Here is a 20034-nt window from a genome sequence, read left to right as displayed (position 1 = left end):
TTTCCTTACACGATGCGCTCTACGCGCCGACGCTGTTGTTGTTTATCTACGGGCAGGTGTATGGTGACGCTGGCCCCCCCTTGTGGCAGATTGTCTATACGAATCTGTCCGCGCTGCTCTTCTATCATTTTTTTCACAATGGCCAACCCTAAACCGGTGCCGTGTACCTTGGTCGTGATATATGGTTCAAATACCCTGGCCATGACCTCGGTCGGGAAACCACCGCCATTGTCTGTCACCGACAATTTTACACGTTCGCCGTCGCTATCGGTCATGATGACCACCTGTGGCTGTTCGACCTGGCTCATGGCATCCTGCGCGTTCTGCAGCAGATTATGCAGTATCTGCCGCATCATGGTGGTATCGGCCTGCACCTCGGGCAGCTGCTGCTGCAATACCAGCTCCAACTTTAGCGCAGACCCGTTGTACAAACGGCTGACATCCCTGATTAAAGCATTTAAATCCAGTTTGACCAACAGTGCGGCCGGGGTCCTGGCGTATTCGCTGAATTCATTGACCATGTTTTTCATGGCCTGCACCTGATTGACTATGGTGTCGGTCGATTTCAGCAGCATCTCGGCATCCTTGCTTTCCAGCTTGTCGTGCAACTTGAACTGCAAGCGCTCGGCAGAGAGCTGGATAGGCGTCAGCGGGTTCTTGATCTCGTGCGCCAGCCGTCTGGCCACTTCTGCCCAGGCCGCATCCCGTTGCGCCTGCGCCATCACGGTCACATCATCAAACACCACCACCAGCCCATGCCCTGCCCCTTCAGGTAGCCTGGTCACGCGCAACATCAGTATCTGCTTGCCATGCTCGCTCTCGATATCGATCTGGCTGGTCAGGTGCCGCTCATGGTGATCCAGCTGCAATGTCTCATCATAATGGCGCATGACGATTTCTACAAATGGGCTCAGGTAGATATTCTCAGCGGCGATCTCGGTGAATATCTTGTTTTTAAAGCCGACCAGCGAGATGCCCAGGATATTGGTAGCCGCCAGGTTATAGACCCGCAGTTCGGCGCGTTCATTGATGGTCATCACGCCCGAGCTCAGGTGCGACAGGATAGCTTCCAGATAAGCGCGCGCCGATTCCACATGCTGGCGGCTTTGTTCGGAAGCCAGCCTGGCTTCCTGCAGCTGGCGCGTCATGCTGTTGAATGACTTCACCAGCACACTGAGTTCATCTTTGCCGAATGAAGGTAACTGTTGCGAGTAATCGCCGCTGGCGATCAGGCGCGTGCCTTCCGCCAGCACCGTGAGCGGCTGCGCCATGCGCCGGCTCAGTGCAAAGGCAATGATCAGCGCCCCCAGCATGGAGAGCAACAGTATCATGGTCAGCGTCAGCATGAAGATGTCTTTCAGCGACTGCCGGCTGTATGACAGGGTCTGGTACTCGCGGTAAACATCCTGCACAGACTCGGCCGTATTCGACAGCGCCTTGGGCACCGGCTGCATCAGTTGCAGGATACGCACCTCGCCGATGATGCCTAACGGTTCTACCGGCACCAGCACCCGCATGTACAGACCTTTGCCGACGATAGGCTCGATCTTGCCGTAGACACCGCTCCTGGCCTGGCGCAATTGCGGCACTGACGGCAACTCGGGCAGAAAACTGCTGGGGTCTGCACTGCTCACTGCCAGAATAGCGCCTTGCGGTGTCAGCAATGCCGCGTCCTGGATACCGGCTTTCTCGCGCAGGTCATTCAGTTGCGCATAATTGGATTTAGCGGTCTGCAGCGACAAGGACACCGTCATGCCCTGTGCCTTGTCTTTCAGCTCGGAAAGCATGATGTCCAGCGCACGCTGACCCAGGCTCAGGCCGCCATCCAGCGCCGATTCGACCTTGACGTTGAACCAGGATTCGATAGAGCGGCTGAGGAAATTGACCGACACCAGGTAGACGATCATCCCGGGGATCAGCGCCATCAGGGCAAAGGTGACCAATAGCCTGAAATTGAGTTTACTGCCCACCTGTTTGGATTTGGTGGTGCGGTACAGATGGCGTAGCTGATAGCCGATGACGCCGAGCAGCAGCACGGCCAGGCCGGCATTGATATAGAGCAGGATGATGTAATAGTCGCCACTGATGGCGGTATTGGCGCTGGCCAGCGACAGCAGGTACAAGAGACCTGCGGCCAGCATGATAGACAGGATCAGGACATAACGCATAAGTTAGCGCACGGTTTCTTTCACCCACCAGCTAAAAGTAGGCGTGACCAGTTCCCAGTCGCTTTCGCCTATCGCATCCACCTGCAGGGCTTTGGGTAACTTGCTGGTATCCAGGTGCATTTTCAATGCCGCGTGATAAGACTGGTTCTTTTCGAGCACTGCATGCGGCGCCAGACGCCAGTCGTGGATCAGGGCCAGTTCCTGCTTGGCATCACTCAGGGTATCGAACACCTTTTGCTGCTGCGGATAATGCAGGATGTATTGTTTGGTCAGCGCATGGTAATTGAGGGTGACCTGGCGGCGTTCGGTGACCACTTCATCATCAAACCAGTATTTGAGCGGTTTGACGATCTGGAACTCGTATAAAAAGGTCAGGGTCACGCCTTTGCTCAGCGCTTCTTCCAGCGCATGGCCTAGCTGGATATCGATTTCCGCATCCAGTGTCCACAGATCATCGCGCAACACCAGTTCTGCCACTTTGATATGGGCATGGTTACCGCCGGCCAGCACTGACCAGGCAGCCAAAAGCATGAAACCGAGTAGCAAGCAGGATTTAATGCTTTTGCAACAACGCATAAAATAATCCGTCATGGGCGGCGACCGGCAGCAATTGCCCGGGTGCCGCCTGCATGCACGGCAACAGGGCTGCATCAAACTGCACTGGCAGCCGGGTCGCATCGGCATGGGAAGTTAAAAATTGCTGGATCTGCATTTCGTTTTCTTGTTGGAAGACCGAACATGTCACATAAAGCAATTTACCGCCTTTTGCCAGCATTTGCCACAAATTAGATAAAATTTGCTCTTGAGTGTGGGCAAAAGTCGCTAAATCCTCGGGTCTGCGCAACCATTTCATATCCACATGCCGCCGCACGATCCCGGAAGCACTACACGGCACATCAGCCAGGATACGGTCAAACAGCCGGCCATCAAACCAGTCAGTCGCGCTTGCGCTGCCTGTCACCACCTGCGCCTTTAAACCCAGCCGTTGCAGGTTTTCATGCACGCGCTGCAAGCGGTCCGCTTCCAGGTCCAGCGAGATCAATTCAACATCGGCAGATTCCAGCAGCTGGCAGGTCTTGCCGCCCGGGGCGCTGCAGGCATCCAGCACGCGCATACCCGGCGTGACATCCAGCAAAGGTGCCGCCCATTGCGCACCTGCATCCTGCACGCTGACCCAGCCCAGGTCAAAGCCCGGCAGTTTATGCACCGGCAATGGCTGATGCAGCTGTATGGCCGCGCTACCCAGATGGGTGACTGCGATACCGGCTTCTTGCAAGGCCTGCAGATAGGCAGGCACGCTGGTTTTGCGCAGATTGACGCGCAAAGTCATGGGCGGGTGCGAGTTACCCACCGCCAGCATGGCTTGCCAGTGATCGGGATATTGCTCTCTGAGCAGCGCTATCCACCAGTGCGGATAGTTCCAGCTGACTTCTTCATCCTGGCTGACGACCGCCTGCAAAGTCTCCCGCTGCCGCAGAAAATTGCGCAGCACGGCATTGACCAGGCCTTTGGCCCAGCGTTGCCCGGTAGTGCCGGCAGCTTCTACCGCCTGGTTGACCACGGTAAAGTCATCATCGTGACCATGCAGCAACTGCGACAGCGCCACCAGCAACAATGCCTGCACCCGGCTGTCAGAAACCGGCTTGGGTGTCAGCGCTGCCAGATAGGCAGCCGCTTCAGCGTAAAAACGCAAGGTCAGGTAGCTGTAATCCTGGGCAGCCGCCTGCTGTTGCGGCGTGGCCGCTTTGACTTTGCGCAATGCCTTGGGCATGGAAACCGTCAGGTTATGGCCGGAGAGGACTTCGGCGACGGCGTGTGCGGCGATTATCTGGGCTACTTGCACGGGTGGACTCTGGCAAAAAAATGCTATTTTACTTGATGCCACCTGTTTCACAGCAGAAACACTGCAATAAGCCCGGATTAAAAATCAGGCAGGCTGCAGACGTAATAAAAAAGGCTTTCCTCAGGAAAGCCTTTTTCAGGTCACGCGGCGACGAAATCAGTACTGCTTGGCTAGCGCCAGTAAACGACGCACGCGTTCTTCGGTTTTGGGATGAGTGCTGAACAAGCCGGAGAAGTCAGCGCCTGACAATGGGTTGATGATCATCATCTGGCCGGTCTCCGGGTGTTGCTCGGCGGTCAGGTTGGGGATCTGGTGCGCGTAATTATGGATCTTCTCCAGCGCGCTCGCCAATGCTTTGGGGTCACGGCTGATATCCGCACCCATGCGGTCGGCCTCATATTCGCGCGAGCGCGAGATCGCCATCTGGATCAGGCTGGCGGCCAGTGGCGCCATCACTATCATCAGAATGCCCAGCATGGGGTTAGGCCGGTTTTCGCCATCCCGGTGGCCGCCGCCGAACAGCATGCCGAATTGCGCAATGGCAGAGATCGCACCGGCAACAGTGGCCGACATGGTAGAGATCAGGGTATCCCGGTTTTTAACGTGTGCCAGTTCATGCGCCATCACGCCGCGCAGTTCACGCTCACTCAGTATCTGCATAATACCGGTAGTGGCGGCCACAGCGGCATTTTCTGGGTTACGGCCGGTGGCAAACGCGTTCGGCTGGCTTTCGTTAATGACGAATACGCGTGGCATAGGCAGTTGTGCGTGCTCTGCCAGCTCTTTCACCATATTGAAATAGTTTCTGAACTGGTTATTGCCATAGTTGTTTTCAGCGTTGATCTCGACGGCGCCATACATCTTGAGCACGGCCTGGTCGCTGAACCAGTAGGCGTAGAAGTTCATGCCGCCAGCCAGCAGCAAGGCCATCAGCATGCCGCTCTGGCCGCCGAATGCACCACCGACAGCGACAAACAGCGCCGTGATGGCTGCCATCAACACAAAAGTTTTGGTCCAGTTACCTAACATTCACATTCCTTCAGTTCTTTTTTACTCTACAACTACATGGGGGAGGCAGGCGTGTTTTTCAATGCTAATAGAGGCAGATGAACACCACATGACATGCGCGCGCCAGCGCTAGAAGAATCTGTCACCGACCTGCACATGCTGGCCTTGCACGAACTGCTGCGCCGTCTGCCGCTTGCCGCCTGGCATCTGCAGTTCATCTATCTGCAATACACCATCACCACACGCGACCAGCAGCGGCTGTATCTGCACTATAGTGCCAGCAACATTGCCGGCAACAGGCGCTGAGTCAGCCACACCCGCATCTGTTTGAGCGACCTGGGCGAACCACAGTTTGCACACCTGCTCTTTGAATCTGGCGGTGGCGACCGGGAAAGGATTAAACGCCCGCACCTGGCGCGAGAGCTGCACAGCAGATTGCGTCCAGTCTATGCCGGATTCGGACTTTTCCAGCTTGTGGGCATAGGTGACCAGTGACTCATCCTGTACTTCAGAAGGCAACTGGCCGCTGGTTTGCAGGCTATGCATGGCTTCCACCATCAGGCGCGCACCTTCGCGGCTGATGGCATCGTGCAGGGTTTGCGTGGTATCTGACGCTGTGATGGGCACTGCCCACTTGCTGATCATATTGCCGGCATCCAGCTTGGGCACGACTTCCATAATAGTGACGCCGGTCTCGCTATCACCGGCCAGGATAGCTCTATGAATAGGCGCCGCGCCGCGCCAGCGTGGCAGCAATGAACCATGGATGTTATAACAGCCGCGCGCGGGGATATTCAGCACTGCCGTGGGGATGATCAGGCCATAGGCGGCAACGATCAATACATCGGCATTGGTGGCCGCTATCTGTGCCTGCACTTCTGCCGGTTTCAGACTTTCCGGCTGGAAGACCTGCAAGCCATGTGCGAGCGCCAGCTGCTTGACCGGGCTGGCCTTGAGCTGCATGCCACGGCCTGAAGGCCGGTCTGGCTGCGTGAGCACCATGACGATCTCATGTCCGGCTGCGATCAGCCCCTGTAAGGCAGGCACTGCGAATTCCGGTGTCCCGGCATAAATGATACGCATTTGTACGCCCCGTTAATAACTGTTACGTTCGATTTCGCGCGCGTGCTTGACCATTTTGCTGCGAATGCGATTGCGTTTCAGGGGCGAAAGATATTCCACAAACACTTTACCTTTTAAATGATCCATTTCATGCTGTATGCATACACTGAGCAAACCATCGGCATCCAGTTTGTAGCTTTTGCCACTGGCGTCCTGCGCTTCAACGGTGATGAATTCTGCGCGCGTCACATTCTCGTATATGCCGGGCACTGACAGACAGCCCTCTTCGTAATCCTGGTGGCCGGATTCAGCAATGATCCTGGGGTTGATCAGCACCAGCAAATCGTTCTTCTCCTTGCTCAGATCGATCACGATCAACTGGATATGCTGGTCTACCTGCGTCGCCGCCAAGCCTATGCCGGGCGCGTCATACATGGTTTCAGCCATATCGGTCACCAGTTGCTGCAAGTTCTGGTCAAACACCTTCACCGGCTTGGCGACCGTGTGCAAGCGAGGGTCCGGATACTGCAAAATCGGAAGGAGTGCCATGCGCTATAAATCTTTCAATGCTAAGTGTTTAACGAAAACAGGGCAAAACCCCCGTTTTTTCATCTTGATAATAACTTTAAACCCATGCTAGATTGGTCGACATTGCGCATACAACCGCGACATGCGTGCTGCCTTTACCTAAGTACTTCATTTTTAGCTGTAAAAAACTCAAAGTACTGCCTATAACAGAGACGTCACATGACCAAAATTGTTCAAATTATAACCTCGCTTGCCCTGGCTTGTAGCAGCTTGTGCGCTTTTGCAGATGAAATTAGCTTGCGTGCACAGCATCCTGAGCGCCACGTGGTGGTCAAAGGCGATACTTTGTGGGATATCTCGGCCAAATTCCTCAAAAATCCCTGGCAGTGGCCACAGATATGGCAGATCAACCGCGACCATATCAAAAACCCGCACTGGATCTACCCCGGTGACGTGATTGTACTGGATACCAGCAGTGGTAAACCAGTGCTGAGATTGATACGCGAATCTGTCACGCTGGAACCAGGCGTAATCGTGACACCGATCAAGGCCGATGCGATACCGACCATACAGCCGAATGCCATCCTGCCGTTTTTAACCAAGCCGGTGCTGATCTCTGATGCTGAATTGAAAAATGCGCCCAGGATCATCGCTGCAGAAGAAGAGCGCCAGATACTGAGCCCGGGCACGCGTATTTATGTGCAGGGCTTACCAGCGACCCCGCAGCCTATCTGGGCCATCTACCGTGAAGGTGAGCCAGTCAAAAACCCTGAAAACGGAGAGATACTCGGCATTGAGGCGCATTATCTGGGCGAGGCAAAGCTGTTGCGCGACGGCCAGCCAGCGACACTGAATATCAGCCAGGTCAAAGAAGAGATCGCCGTCAAAGACAAGCTGATCGCCATTGAAGATGAACTGACACAGACCTATTTGCCGCATGCGCCGGAAAACCAGCTACAAGGCCAGATCGCCCGTATCAGCGATGGCATAGATGAAACCGGCTCCGGCCGTGTGGTGGTGCTGAACCGCGGCACTAACGATGGCCTGGAGCGCGGTCATGTGCTGTCTATCCTGCGTAAAGGTGCCAGCATGATAGACCCGGCGTCAGACCCCAAACATCCGCAGACCCTGAAACTGCCGGATGAGCCGGTTGGCCTGCTCATGGTGTTTAAAACCTTTCCGCGCCTGTCTTACGCGCTGATCATGCAGGCCTCGCAACCTGTGCATGTGGAAGATATCGTACGCACCCCGTGACCGCCGCTTATGGACAATGATGCTGCAGACTACCCCGGACTGACCACCACTGGCCAGGCAAATGCCGACCAGCAATATGCGCCGTGGATAGCACTCACCCTGATAGAAGGTCTGGGCAGCATGACTTTATGCCAGCTGCTGCTGGCATTTAAAACGCCGGAAGCCATACTGAATGCTTCATACACCACCCTGCGCGAAATGGTCAGCAAGGAAGTGGCTGAGGGTATACAGCGCGCCATGCAACATGCAGATATCGCCAAAGCCCTGGACTGGCTGGCGCAAGCTGACAACCACCTGATCACATTAGCCGACCTGCACTACCCCAAACGCCTGCTGGAAACCGACCAGCCACCGCCAGTGCTATACGCCAAAGGCAACCTGCAGATATTGAAACGGCCATGCATGGCCATCGTCGGCAGCCGGCATGCCACCGCCCAGGGTGAGACCACGGCCGAGAATTTTGCCGAGAGTTTGTGCCGGGCAGGTTTTGCCGTCGCCAGCGGACTGGCACTCGGCATTGATGGCGCTGCCCATAGAGGCGCGCTGAAAGCTGATGGTGCCACGATCGCCGTGGTCGGCACCGGGCTGGACATCGTCTACCCGGCCAAACACAAGGCACTGGCGCACCAGATCGCCCAGCATGGGCTGCTGCTGTCGGAATACGCATTGGGCACGCCTTCCATCAACTACAATTTCCCGCGCCGCAACCGCATCATCAGCGGCCTGTCCGAAGGCTGCCTGGTGGTGGAAGCCAATATAGACAGCGGCTCGCTGATCACCGCTAAACTGGCGATAGAACAGGGCCGTGAAGTATTCGCCGTACCCGGCTCTATCCATTCGCCGGTGGCCAAAGGCTGCCATGCCCTGATCAAACAGGGTGCCAAACTGGCAGAGTCCACCGAAGACATCCTCAGCGAGTTACGCCATATCCGCCTGCCCGATAGCAGCTGGCCGGTTAGCCCGAACGGGCTAATGCCCAATTGGACTAATTTACCCTCCGAAGCAAGCCCGGTCTTGGCCTGCATGGGGTTTGACCCTATCTTTGCCGAACAGATCGCCGCCCGTTCAGGCTTGACGCCCGGAGAAGTTTCCACCATGCTTACACTACTTGAATTAGAAGGTGTAGTCAGCCATCTCGCGAATGGACAATTTCAGAGACTGGCTTAACCTCACACTGTGGCGTTAGTGATTGAATAGCATGTTTGAGGAGATGTGCATGTTGGAAGTATTGATATTTATTTATCAAAACTATTGGGACAAACATGAAGCGTTCGAGTTGAAAGAAACCGACGAAGCGATCATGGCCTATGAGCTGTCCCAGGCTGGATTTAACCATCAGGACATCTTGCACGCGGTCGACTGGGTCAAAGACCTGCGCCGGTCTGTGGAGCAACCGCAATACCTGCAGGACCCGTCTGCGCTGCGTATCTTCTGCGAGATGGAAAGAGACAAGATCAATGACGAGAGTCTGAATTTTCTCTGCCTGCTGCAGAAAAGTGACATCATCACGGCTTACGAGCGTGATCTGATCATAGACCGGGGCATGGTGTTACCGCAGGAGACCCTGAGTATGGAAGATATACGCTGGATCACCATGATGGTGCTGTGGGATGAAAACCGTAAACAGGATTACCTGTTTGTCGAAGACGCCCTGTTCAACCCTAAAGGGCTGTCATTGCAATAAGTGGCAGCTAATAAAAAAGCGCGGCGGCAGCGAAAAAAGCACGATAGCTATCGCGCTTTTTTTGTTTTTGCCGTGTCAGTTTATAGCTGGCGTATGATCTGGCCGATGATGCCGGCCTGGTTCAAGGTGTAAAAATGCATTTTATCTACACCCGCCTGCGAAAGTTTGCCGCAGATATCGGCTACCACATCCACCCCGAATGCACGCAATGACGCCAGGTCATCGCCGTAGGCTTCCAGACGCATCCTTAACCAGCGCGGGATCTCGGCGCCACACACATTAGAAAAACGCGCCAGCTGCGTGTAATTGTAGATAGGCATGATGCCAGGAATGATAGGTGCGCTGATACCCAGCTTTTGCGCCGCTTCCACAAAGCGGAAATACGCATCCACATTGTAAAAATACTGCGTGATCGCCGAATCTGCGCCGGCATCTATCTTACGTTTGAAGTTTTCCAGGTCTTTTTGCGCAGAGCCTGCTTCCGGGTGAAATTCCGGGTAGGCCGCTACTTCAAGATGGAACCAGTCGCCGGTTTCGGCGCGGATAAACTCCACCAGTTCGCTGGCGTATTTAAAATCGCCTACGCTGACTTCACCAGATGGAATATCGCCGCGCAAAGTCACCAGGCGCTTGATGCCTTTGGCCTGATAGGCCTGCAACAGCTCACTGATCTCCTGCTTGCTCGATGAGATACACGAGATATGCGGCGCTGCCTCAGAGCCTTCACCCTGGATTTCCAGGACCGTATCCATGGTGCGGTCACGGGTAGAACCACCTGCACCAAAGGTGACAGAGAAAAATTCCGGTGAGAATTCTGCCAGTTGCGTACGTGCTTGCCGCAAGTTGGCCATACCTTCCGCTGTTTTTGGCGGAAAAAACTCAAAACTGAAAGAAGTCTTATTATTCACTTGTTTAATCTTTAATCTATTGCAGGCTTACGGCTGACAGCCTGTTAGTCTTTGCCGTCCGGGATAATAGCGCTGAGTACACCTGAAATAAGGCTGTAGACCAAAGCACCAATGATACCGACGACGATAGAGCTGACTGAAAAACCCTGTAGATAGTTGCCGACCAGCCAGAACAACACCCCGTTGATCACCAGGATAAATAAACCCAGGGTCAACAAAGTAATCGGCAAGGTCAGCAATACCAGCAACGGCTTGATCAATATATTGACCAGGCCTATCACCAGCGCAGCGATCAGCGCCGCGGTAAAGTTGGCCACGTGGATGCCGGGCACCAGATAAGCCACCGCCATTAAAGCCAATGCGTTCAATACCCACACTATCAGCAACTTAACCATTACAGCCTCCCATCGTCATTAGATTGAGGAAGAGTGTACACCTAAACTCCCGCCAGGACACCTGACGGAAGTTTGGGCCTAAGCGCACAGCGTGTGTATCTGCCGCATTAGTATCTGTAGTGGTCTGGCTTGTAAGGGCCGCTCTTGCTCACGCCGATATAGGCCGCTTGTGCATCTGACAATACAGTCAGCTGGGCGTTGAGTTTTTTCAATTGCAACACTGCCACTTTTTCATCCAGGTGCTTAGGCAAGGTGTAGACGCCTACCGGGTAATTGCCGGTTTGTGTGAACAGCTCGATCTGGGCAATGGTCTGGTTGGCAAAGCTGGAGCTCATCACATAGCTTGGGTGGCCGGTACCGCAACCGAGGTTCACCAGACGGCCTTTTGCCAGCAGGATGATGCGCTTGCCATCCGGGAAGATCACATGGTCAACTTGTGGCTTGATCTCATCCCATTGGTATTTCTCGATACCGGCAACGTCGATCTCGTTATCGAAGTGGCCGATGTTGCAGACGATGGCCTGGTCTTTCATTTTTGCCATATGGTCGTGCGTGATCACATGGTAGTTACCAGTTGCAGTCACGAAAATATCAGCATGCTCGGCCGCATAATCCATGGTCACCACGCGGTAGCCTTCCATGGCTGCCTGCAAGGCGCAGATAGGGTCTATCTCAGTCACCCACACCTGGGCAGACAAGGCACGCAGTGCTTGCGCAGAACCTTTACCCACGTCGCCGTAACCGGCCACTACGGCGATCTTGCCTGCGATCATCACATCGGTCGCGCGTTTGATACCATCGACCAGTGATTCGCGACAGCCATACAGGTTATCGAACTTGGATTTGGTCACCGAGTCATTGACGTTAATGGCCGGGAAAGCCAGCTTGCCGTCTTTGTGCATCTGATACAAACGGTGCACGCCAGTGGTCGTCTCTTCGGTCACGCCTATGATTTCTTTCAGGCGAACGGAATACCAGGTCGGGTCGGTTTTCAGTTTGGCTTTGATCGCGTTAAACAAACACACTTCTTCTTCAGAAGTCGGGTTGCCTAACACTGACAGATCTTTTTCTGCACGTGCGCCCAGATGCAACAACAAGGTCGCATCGCCGCCATCATCCAGAATCATGTTAGAGAAGCTACCATCCGCCCATTCAAAAATACGATGGGTGTAATCCCAGTACTCTTCCAGAGTCTCGCCTTTCACGGCAAACACCGGCGTGCCTGTAGCAGCGATCGCCGCTGCGGCATGGTCCTGGGTAGAGAAGATATTGCAGGACGCCCAGCGCACTTCGGCGCCCAGGTCCTTGAGTGTCTCGATCAACACCGCGGTCTGGATAGTCATGTGCAAAGAACCGGTGATGCGCGCACCACGCAGCGGCTGCACCGCGGCATATTCTTCACGGATAGCCATCAGGCCAGGCATCTCGGTTTCGGCAATCGCGATCTCCTTGCGGCCCCAGCCAGCCAGGTCCATGTCGGCGACAATGTAATCTTTGAAATCAGCTACAGTATTCATGTTTGAAGTCCTAAAAAAATGAAAACTGAGCAGGGAAAGTTCATGAAGAACCGGTGGAAACGTTTTGCTCACCTTTTTTCCGTGCTCGCACAGTGAAAAGTGAACGCAGTTGAGAAGCTTTGCAGCTATCACTCTGAGCCTGGGAGTATGAAACTCTCGCAGCGTTCCTCAGAAGGCGGAAATTATACCGCCAACCGCGCTATTTTACAAAAGGCCGATATTAATCATAGCCAAAACAAGCCGGTAAAGCACAGCTAATTGCCACGTTTGGCGGCCCATGCGCAGCGGCTGGCAGGCTGTCTTGAACAGGGTTTGTCAGACACTTTAACGCCAGGTTGAACATGATTTCAAATTGAAGCCTATAGACCGCTTTTCTCCATAAAATCATTTAGCTGGCACAGTGGCATGATGTATCAACTGCAGTATTTATTGTCACTTAATCATTACGGAAAGGCGGGAAATTATGTCAATGTATCAGGTCATGGACGAAGAGAACCATTGCATTGCGACCTTTTATCACTTCCAGGAAGCCGTAGTGACCGCGCAAGACTTCACTGTCTGGGATGACGAGCATTATTACCATGTAGAAGAACTCGATCTGCAAGTTGTCTGAATAAACAGCTGGCAACAAAAAAGCGCCCATGAGGCGCTTTTTTATTTGCTGATATGAGTGGCTGACTTTTCACTACACCAGGCGGTTGCTTATGGCAGTGTTTTCATCGCTACAGTCAGTTCTACCGCTTTCTCCGCATCCAGCTGGTTAAGCGTATCCACACTGGCCAATGCTTCGCTGTGTTTGCCATTGGCTTCGGCGATCAAACCCAGGTAGTAAAAAGCCTGGCTATGTTGCTCGTTCATGCTCACTACGCGGTGCAAATGTTGTTCAGCCAGGGTCAGGTCGTGTGTTTCATACTCTGCCGCTGCCAGGTAAAACCAGGCCTCTGTACTGGCAGGCTCTTGTTTCACCCATAGCTCAGCCACTGTTTTCAGGCCGTTCCAGTCTTTATGCAGGTAAGGGAACACCACTTTCATAAAGTTAGGCCATTGTGCTGCCGGTTTACCCCAGAATGGCAATTCACTTTTCACCACCACCGGGCCTGCCGGCTTGTTCAGTAAAGTCTGCACCCAGTCTATGGACATATAGTAGTAATACGCATCCTTGCCCGGGCTTTTCAGTGTGATCAGCCCTACCAGCGTGCCGGACTCATCAAACAGGCCACCACCGCTGGCACCCTGCCTGAAAGTGGGCGTGGCGCGCACGATGACTGAATCATCCATGCTGAACAGACCCTTGACCACGCCTGTGGTGGTGACTGGCGCTGGCACAAAGCTGGGATAGCCTATGGTGAATACTGGTTGTTCGTATTTCAGTTCGCTACTGGATTTCATTTTGACAGGCGCCAGCGGCAGATCTTCCATTTGCAACATGCATACGTCGTGCTTCCAGTCAGGCTTGACGCCTACCGCATGGTAAACGGCGCCGCCACTTAACACACTGATGCTGCTGGCATTGGCGACAACGTGGCAGTTAGTCACGACTTGATTGTCAGCCACTACCACCCCGGAACCCAAACCGAATTGACCGTTGGTGAGGCCGACCTGGATGCGCAATACACGACTGTTCAATGATTCCAGCAACTCGCCAGAAGGTTCTGCCATCAATGGTGCAGTCAAGCACCCTACCAGTAAACCGATCAAAAACTTTGTCATGTTGTGCTCCAATCCGTTACAGCAAATTTGGTGTGTCGTTGGAAAGCCTGTACTTGCATTTCAGCAAGATGCATTCCAACCTGTGATGCACACAAATAAAGCAGCACGATGTTTGCGCCAACAACTGATTAATTAGAAAATAACTATTTAATAATCAATAAGTTAACAACTATAAAAGTAGAGATGGTCACTTAGAATCCCTTTTAAAAACACAGGATCCATGATCTGAATCATTGCAATTCAAATGCGAAAACAAGTATAAACGCACCATAAAAGTGCGTAGAAACAGGCTGTTGCACAATCAATGCACATCAGCGATTCAGACTGGCTTTTTTATGCGATCAGCGCATCCGAATACGTGAAAAAGCCGCATCTGCAATGCGGCCTGGGGGGATAACAAGGGGGGATTAAAATCTGCCTGCGCGCAAGCCTGAAAGCTGCGTTAATGATTCGCGATAAACACGCGGTTGCGGCCTTGCTGTTTGGCGGTGTATAGCGCGTTATCGGCCATGCGCATCATATGCGCCAGGCCCTGCTGATCGGTCAGTTGCGAGGTTGAAACTAGCCCGAACGAAGCGGTGTAGTGAATCTTCTCGCCATTTTCCACCAGCACACTATGGTCGATCTCGGAGCGCAGGCGCTCTATGACGCGGGCAGCTTCATGCAGATCTGTCATCGGCATCAGGATACCGAATTCTTCTCCACCCAGCCTGCCGACCATATCACTGGTGCGCAAGGCATTCACGCACTTGAGGCAGAAATTCTGCAAGATCAGGTCGCCGGCATGATGACCATGCTGGTCATTGATCTTTTTGAAATGATCGATATCGACCATGGCGAACGAAAAAGGCGCTGCATAGCGCTGGCTACGCCTTATCTCGGATTCCAGCTCGTGCATAAAATGCCGGCGGTTGGCGATGCCGGTTAAAAAGTCGGTAAAGGCGAATTTGTCGGCTTCTATATGCAACTGGTAGATGCGCCACACCACGAACACGCTGACCAGCAAAAACAATGACAGCAACAAAGACGCATAGATCAGGCCCGCCCTGGTGTGCCGTTGCAGCCGCTGCTGGCTTTCTTCCACATACTGGTTGGCGCGCTGATTGGCATAGGCGAGTATGGATTCATTCAACCTTGCCACCTGTGAAAATCGGCTAGTCCAGTCGGTCTCTATCAAACGCTTGGCTTCGGCAAACCTGGCATCTTCCAGCTTTTGCAAGATCATGTCCCGCACCTGGTTGAGTGCCTGCCACTTTTGCTGCAGGTTGACGATCTGCTGCGGGTCGCCGGAGTAGCTGTGCTGCATGACGGCGATGTTTTCTTCGGCCACGCGCTCGCGTGCCTCAATAAAGCCTATGGTTTCGCCCATGGCATTGGCATCGGCCTGGATCAGCGTGGCGTAGAGCAGGCTGCTGCGTATCTGGTATAGATCGGCTTTTAATTGCTGCGCGGCATTTGAAACCGCAAACGGCTGCTCGTAGAGATTGCGCGTGGTCTGGTGCATCTCGCGCATGCTCGAAAAGTAGATCCACAGGAATAATAGCGCGCCGATAAAAGCGATCAAAAATCCGGCAACAAGGATATATAACACCGCTTTTTTGCGCTGTCTTTTCATGCGTTATCCCATCGCCTTAACACCATGTGGCATGCCTCCGGCACGGCATTATGTACCCAGCAACCTGGTGATCAATGCCCACTCTTTAGGATCGACCGGCGTGATAGACAATCGGTTCCCTTTTTGCAGGGTGCGCATATTGGCCAGCTCGGGGATCTCGCGCAGCTCTTTCAGGCTGAGCACGCGCGTTTTACGCACCAGTTTGACATCTACATTCACCCAGCGCGGATTCTCCGAGGTGGATTTAGGATCAAAGTATTTATGCCCGGGTACAAACTGAAACTTGTCCGGATAAGCCAGGGTGCTCACCTCGCAGATGCCGACTATGCCCGGCACCTCACAGTTGGAATGGTAAAACAACACGCCATCGCCTACTTTCATCTGGTCGCGCATAAAATTGCGCGCCTGATAATTGCGCACGCCATACCAATCTATGCTTTGATCCGGCAGGCCTGCCAGATCATCAATCGAAACATCCGATGGTTCGGATTTCATCAGCCAATAACGTGCCATCTGTTAAAACCTTCTTCCCTCATGCAAATGTCCAGTATCATCAATGCCTGTGCCACCAGCACCGCTATACCGAAGCGCCGATACCGGCTAAGCCAGGTATCATAAACCCATTATCATAAACCCCAATATCATAAATCTAAAGTCACCCCACATTACATATGGCTAAAAACGTCCTCGGCACCCTGCTCATCCCTTGCAGCACTTATCCTGTCACCGGCTTTATGCGGGATGGCTGTTGCGGCTTTCACCCGGATGACAGCGGCAGGCACACCATATGTGCAGAAATGACTGATGAGTTTCTGGCGTTTTCCACCGCACAGGGTAACGATCTGTCTACCCCTATCCCTGAGTACGGTTTCCCGGGGTTGCATGCCGGCGACCGCTGGTGCGTGTGTGCAAGGCGCTGGCTGGAAGCCAGTGAAGCCGGTTATGCACCACCTGTGGTACTGGAATCTTGCGATGAAAGTTGTCTGGAAGTGGTCAGCCTGGCTGACCTGATGTACCATGCTTTGAGATAGCCTGGGCCTTGAGATAGCCTGGCAGAAAGAAACAAATGTGCTTTTGAGAAGGTGTATTAAGGGGTTACCTGAGCCATAATCCTGAACCAAAAAGTTCAGGTGGTAACAGCCTAAGGTACATTAGGTTCACACGCCAAGGGAGTCTTAAAAGATATCCCAACTTAGTGCGATCGCACAGCACCTGATGAGCCGAAACCTATAACAAAGACTAGTTCAAGGAATTTAGACCCAGGCAACGCCTTAATACACCTTCTTAAAAGCACACCGTATAAAAAATGATACGCCAATTACTACTATTGACGGTGAATATTTTATGAAGTTAAGCGGATTACAACAATTTATGTTGACTGGATAACACTTCATCCATTTGCTGTTGCATGGTTGTGATGCGTTTTTTGACATCGCCCACATCCACGCCATCACTGCGGGTATTCAATAATTCATGCGTGATATTCAGTGCCGCCATGATGGCAATGCGTTCTACACTGACCATCTTGCCCGCATCGCGAATCTCACGCATCTTACCATCAAGATAGCCGACTGCCTGCACGATCACATCGCGCTCTTCATCAGTACAGGTCACGCTGAAGGCACGGCCCATGATCTCAATATCGATCGGTTGTTTAGCCATCGTTTATTGACCTTCCTGTGGCAGTGCAGACAATAATTTTTCTAACTGCACGCTGGCTTGAGTCATATTCAGCTTGAGCGATTGCGACTCCTGGTGCAGTTTTGTCACCTCTAGCCGCAACTGGCCATTGTCTTCACGCAAGTGATGACACAGCGCAATTAACTTCGCCACACGCTCTTCCAAACTTTTCAGATCAGCATCCATCGAACCATTATCAATGAAAAAAATGATTGTGGTCAATAGCTAAGCGTAGTTTTTCAAAGTAAATTAAAGATTTCAACTTTAATCCGCGATCAATGTTTGCTCGCAAAAGCAGGCGCTTTCAACTAAAATGAGCGCCAGTTGTCAGGTGCTTCGCGCTGTGTTCTTGCAGACGGAGTGAAACTGGGAAACAGGTGCGTGAATTCACATTCGCAATGCCTGTGCTGCCCCCGCAACGGTAAGCAAGTGCGGGTCTATCAATATGCCACTGAGTACACACTCGGGAAGGCGATAGATCAAAACTTGCAAGCCCGGAGACCGGCCTCACAACCAACCATTTGCAATACCGCGGGGTGACGGTGTCTGATAGTGTATTTCTATTCTTGCTAGCCATAGCAACGCTAAATTCATTGTCTTTACCCCCTGGTATCGCCCACTAACCCATATGCGGGGTCGCATATGACACAGGGACAAGATAATGAAAAAGAAATTACTATTTAGCGTCATCGCCTCGCTTTTGAACACATCGGCATACGCTGAAGATCTCGAACTGGACGATGTCACCGTCAAGTCTTCCGGCTTTGAGCGTAAAGATACAGAGACTACCTACACCTCGGAAATCCATACCGCCAAACAAATCGAAGCCTCAGGTGCCAGCACATTGTATGACTACCTGGCGCAACAAAGTTCGCTGAACCTACTGTCTAACATAGGCAATAAGGCCACACCATCGATTAACCTGCGCGGTTATGGCAGCGAAAATGGCTATCAGAATGTCGCCATCACCGTGGATGGCCAAAGACTGAACAATATCGACATGCAGCCAGCGCTGTTAGCCGGCATCCCGTTAAGCAATATTGAACGCATCGAGATCAGCAAAGGCAGCGGTTCTGTACGTTTTGGCGACGGTGCCACTGCAGGGGCTATCCAGATCTATACAAAAACAAAAACAGGTGTCACAGCCTCAACCAGCTGGGGCAATTACGGACAGCAAAACCACTACCTGTCAGCCGGGATCAGTGAAGATAAAATCGACCTTTCAATGAATCTTGCGCATGACAGCCATGATGGGTTTAGCAAAAGAGATGCCTCCGGCCACAAAGACACATTCGATAGCAATACACAGAATGTAAAAGTGAGAATCAAACCAACACAAACATTCCGCGTGCTTGCTGAGGCCACCAGCTCCCGCAATGACATCCGTTACGTTAACTCTTTAAGCAAAGCTGTTTTCAACGCAGACCCCAGAACCGCTAACGGCACCTATACCCACCAGTCATTCGACACTGATCAATGGCAATTAGGCGCTGAATGGGATATCAGCGAACAATTTCAACTTCGTGCCACCCATTACAACGAAGACAAATTCTCCGAGTTTATTTCTGCCACCCCTTCAACGGCAAATTCCATTTATAAAGGGAATGAACTCGCTCTGAAGTTTCAGAGTGAACACGTGAATGTATTGGGCGGTTATCAAAATTTTGATGGCGAGCGCAAACGCTGGAGTGACTTTTTCGGGGTGAGCTCTGATGTCACCTCCAAGAAAAACGAAGCCACATTTATTCAAACCGAGTTTTTACTGAGTAACTGGACCTTCTCTGCCGGCGCCAGGAACGAAAGCGTACGTTATAACTTCAAACCAGTGATTAATCCATTCGGTACACTGGCCGCCAGCGAAAAGAATGATATCAATGCCTGGGATGTGGGCGTGAACTACCGTGTGAATGAGGAGATCTCCTTATTCTCCAACTACAACCAGGCCTATCAAGCCCCAGATATTGACCGCCTGTTTGTGTTTGGCGGTGGTTTTAATGGCTTCCTGACACCAGCAAAAGTGAAAACATTCAACCTGGGCATCAACCATACTATCGCCAGCAATCGCTTAAAAATTTCCGCATTTCATGCCGACCTTGATGACGAGATCTTTTTAGTACCAACGGGCTTTGCCAATGCTTTTACCAACACCAATCTGGATAAATCACATAAGTACGGCCTAGAGATCCAGGATTACTACCAGATCAACAATCAACTCGCTGCTTCTGTGCTCTACAACTATGTACGTGCAAGAATTGACCGCGAAGATAACGGTGGTGGAGCTTTCAATGGTAAAGATCTACCAGGCGTTCCCAGGCACAACCTGGTTGCCAATTTAAACTGGAAGTTTTATCCAAAAGCCAGCCTGAATCTGAATCATACCTGGCGCTCCAAAGCCTATGCGTTTAACGACTTCGGCAACAGCTTCAATCAAAAACAGGACATTTACTCAAGCACCAACCTCGCTGTAAATTACCAGTACAATCAATTCACAGTTTTTGCAGCCGTGAATAATTTGTTTGAGCATGAAAACTCGATCCAGATACAAGACAACGCAATGTATCCAGTAGATTTTGTCCGTACCTGGCGAGTGGGATTAAAGGCAGATTTTTAAACAAATTTCTTGCCTTATTTAAGTCCACTCACACAACAAAATAATTACGCA

20 protein-coding genes and 2 riboswitches are annotated in these 20034 nt (G+C 52.3%); of the genes, 6 read left to right on the top strand and 14 right to left on the bottom strand.

The window, feature by feature from the left end:
• Positions 1 to 5 precede the first annotated feature (5 nt).
• From ACT6RZ_RS09745 to def, 6 genes are all read right to left on the bottom strand, one after another.
• Positions 6 to 2168, bottom strand: a complete 2163-nt coding sequence (locus ACT6RZ_RS09745; RefSeq protein WP_444701922.1) for an ATP-binding protein — start codon at positions 2166 to 2168, stop codon at positions 6 to 8.
• Positions 2169 to 2171: 3 nt separating this feature from the next.
• A complete protein-coding gene (locus ACT6RZ_RS09740) occupies positions 2172 to 2699 on the bottom strand; it encodes a DUF4390 domain-containing protein (protein ID WP_444702003.1) in 528 nt (175 codons plus the stop codon).
• Between the two features lie 22 nt (positions 2700 to 2721).
• Entirely contained in the window at positions 2722 to 4011 is a 1290-nt protein-coding gene (gene rsmB / locus ACT6RZ_RS09735; protein WP_444701921.1) for a 16S rRNA (cytosine(967)-C(5))-methyltransferase RsmB, read from the bottom strand.
• A 156-nt stretch (positions 4012 to 4167) separates the two neighbouring features.
• Entirely contained in the window at positions 4168 to 5040 is an 873-nt protein-coding gene (gene htpX, locus ACT6RZ_RS09730; RefSeq protein WP_444701920.1) for a zinc metalloprotease HtpX, read from the bottom strand.
• A gap of 108 nt (positions 5041 to 5148) precedes the next feature.
• The gene (gene fmt, locus ACT6RZ_RS09725; protein WP_444701919.1) at positions 5149 to 6102 is read right to left on the bottom strand and encodes a methionyl-tRNA formyltransferase; all 954 of its coding nucleotides are present in this window, start codon (positions 6100 to 6102) and stop codon (positions 5149 to 5151) included.
• Between the two features lie 12 nt (positions 6103 to 6114).
• Positions 6115 to 6630: a peptide deformylase gene (def, locus tag ACT6RZ_RS09720; RefSeq protein ID WP_444701918.1), complete on the bottom strand. Its 516-nt coding sequence runs from the start codon at positions 6628 to 6630 to the stop codon at positions 6115 to 6117.
• Between the two features lie 198 nt (positions 6631 to 6828).
• On the opposite strand from def, the gene ACT6RZ_RS09715 reads away from it, so the two are divergent.
• The 3 genes from ACT6RZ_RS09715 to ACT6RZ_RS09705 are packed head-to-tail and all read left to right on the top strand — an operon-like array spanning position 6829 to position 9547.
• Positions 6829 to 7863 carry a LysM peptidoglycan-binding domain-containing protein gene (locus ACT6RZ_RS09715; protein ID WP_444701917.1) on the top strand — a complete coding sequence of 345 codons (1035 nt, stop codon included), beginning with the start codon at positions 6829 to 6831 and terminating at the stop codon, positions 7861 to 7863.
• Between the two features lie 9 nt (positions 7864 to 7872).
• Positions 7873 to 9030, top strand: coding sequence for a DNA-processing protein DprA (dprA, locus tag ACT6RZ_RS09710; protein WP_444701916.1), 1158 nt, complete (start codon positions 7873 to 7875; stop codon positions 9028 to 9030).
• Positions 9031 to 9079: 49 nt separating this feature from the next.
• Complete coding sequence (locus tag ACT6RZ_RS09705) at positions 9080 to 9547, top strand: DUF494 family protein (RefSeq protein WP_444701915.1); 468 nt, start codon at positions 9080 to 9082, stop codon at positions 9545 to 9547.
• An 80-nt stretch (positions 9548 to 9627) separates the two neighbouring features.
• Here ACT6RZ_RS09705 and metF read toward each other — a convergent pair whose 3' ends face one another.
• From metF to ahcY, 3 genes are all read right to left on the bottom strand, one after another.
• A complete protein-coding gene (metF, locus tag ACT6RZ_RS09700; protein ID WP_444701914.1) occupies positions 9628 to 10455 on the bottom strand; it encodes a methylenetetrahydrofolate reductase [NAD(P)H] in 828 nt (275 codons plus the stop codon).
• A gap of 44 nt (positions 10456 to 10499) precedes the next feature.
• Positions 10500 to 10850, bottom strand: a complete 351-nt coding sequence (locus ACT6RZ_RS09695) for a phage holin family protein (RefSeq protein ID WP_444701913.1) — start codon at positions 10848 to 10850, stop codon at positions 10500 to 10502.
• Between the two features lie 107 nt (positions 10851 to 10957).
• Complete coding sequence (gene ahcY, locus ACT6RZ_RS09690) at positions 10958 to 12367, bottom strand: adenosylhomocysteinase (RefSeq protein ID WP_444701912.1); 1410 nt, start codon at positions 12365 to 12367, stop codon at positions 10958 to 10960.
• A 94-nt stretch (positions 12368 to 12461) separates the two neighbouring features.
• Positions 12462 to 12543, bottom strand: a riboswitch (S-adenosyl-L-homocysteine riboswitch).
• A 287-nt stretch (positions 12544 to 12830) separates the two neighbouring features.
• Between ahcY and ACT6RZ_RS09685 the strand changes: the two genes are divergently transcribed.
• Positions 12831 to 12980 (top strand): hypothetical protein, encoded by a 150-nt coding sequence (locus tag ACT6RZ_RS09685; RefSeq protein WP_156376475.1) that lies wholly within the window; start codon positions 12831 to 12833, stop codon positions 12978 to 12980.
• Positions 12981 to 13069: 89 nt separating this feature from the next.
• Here the strand turns inward: ACT6RZ_RS09685 and ACT6RZ_RS09680 are convergent, their stop codons facing one another.
• From ACT6RZ_RS09680 to ACT6RZ_RS09670, 3 genes are all read right to left on the bottom strand, one after another.
• Entirely contained in the window at positions 13070 to 14077 is a 1008-nt protein-coding gene (locus tag ACT6RZ_RS09680) for a trypsin-like peptidase domain-containing protein (RefSeq protein WP_444701911.1), read from the bottom strand.
• A 442-nt stretch (positions 14078 to 14519) separates the two neighbouring features.
• Positions 14520 to 15692, bottom strand: coding sequence for a diguanylate cyclase (locus tag ACT6RZ_RS09675; protein ID WP_444701910.1), 1173 nt, complete (start codon positions 15690 to 15692; stop codon positions 14520 to 14522).
• A 48-nt stretch (positions 15693 to 15740) separates the two neighbouring features.
• Positions 15741 to 16205 (bottom strand): EVE domain-containing protein, encoded by a 465-nt coding sequence (locus ACT6RZ_RS09670; RefSeq protein WP_444701909.1) that lies wholly within the window; start codon positions 16203 to 16205, stop codon positions 15741 to 15743.
• 158 nt (positions 16206 to 16363) lie between these two features.
• Here ACT6RZ_RS09670 and ACT6RZ_RS09665 point away from each other — a divergent pair, with 158 nt between their 5' ends.
• Positions 16364 to 16723, top strand: a complete 360-nt coding sequence (locus tag ACT6RZ_RS09665) for a DUF2237 family protein (protein ID WP_444701908.1) — start codon at positions 16364 to 16366, stop codon at positions 16721 to 16723.
• Between the two features lie 328 nt (positions 16724 to 17051).
• Here the strand turns inward: ACT6RZ_RS09665 and ACT6RZ_RS09660 are convergent, their stop codons facing one another.
• Positions 17052 to 17354 carry a cell division protein ZapA gene (locus ACT6RZ_RS09660; RefSeq protein ID WP_379032706.1) on the bottom strand — a complete coding sequence of 101 codons (303 nt, stop codon included), beginning with the start codon at positions 17352 to 17354 and terminating at the stop codon, positions 17052 to 17054.
• Between the two features lie 3 nt (positions 17355 to 17357).
• Positions 17358 to 17525: a hypothetical protein gene (locus ACT6RZ_RS09655; protein WP_444701907.1), complete on the bottom strand. Its 168-nt coding sequence runs from the start codon at positions 17523 to 17525 to the stop codon at positions 17358 to 17360.
• A 159-nt stretch (positions 17526 to 17684) separates the two neighbouring features.
• Positions 17685 to 17896: riboswitch (cobalamin riboswitch) on the top strand.
• 137 nt (positions 17897 to 18033) lie between these two features.
• Between ACT6RZ_RS09655 and ACT6RZ_RS09650 the strand changes: the two genes are divergently transcribed.
• The gene (locus ACT6RZ_RS09650) at positions 18034 to 19983 is read left to right on the top strand and encodes a TonB-dependent receptor (RefSeq protein ID WP_444701906.1); all 1950 of its coding nucleotides are present in this window, start codon (positions 18034 to 18036) and stop codon (positions 19981 to 19983) included.
• Positions 19984 to 20034 lie beyond the last annotated feature (51 nt).

This window comes from Methylophilus sp., from assembly GCF_052437885.1.
GTDB lineage: Bacteria > Pseudomonadota > Gammaproteobacteria > Burkholderiales > Methylophilaceae > Methylophilus.
Note: the sequence above shows the minus strand (reverse complement) of the source record. Positions and strands in the feature narration are given on the sequence as shown.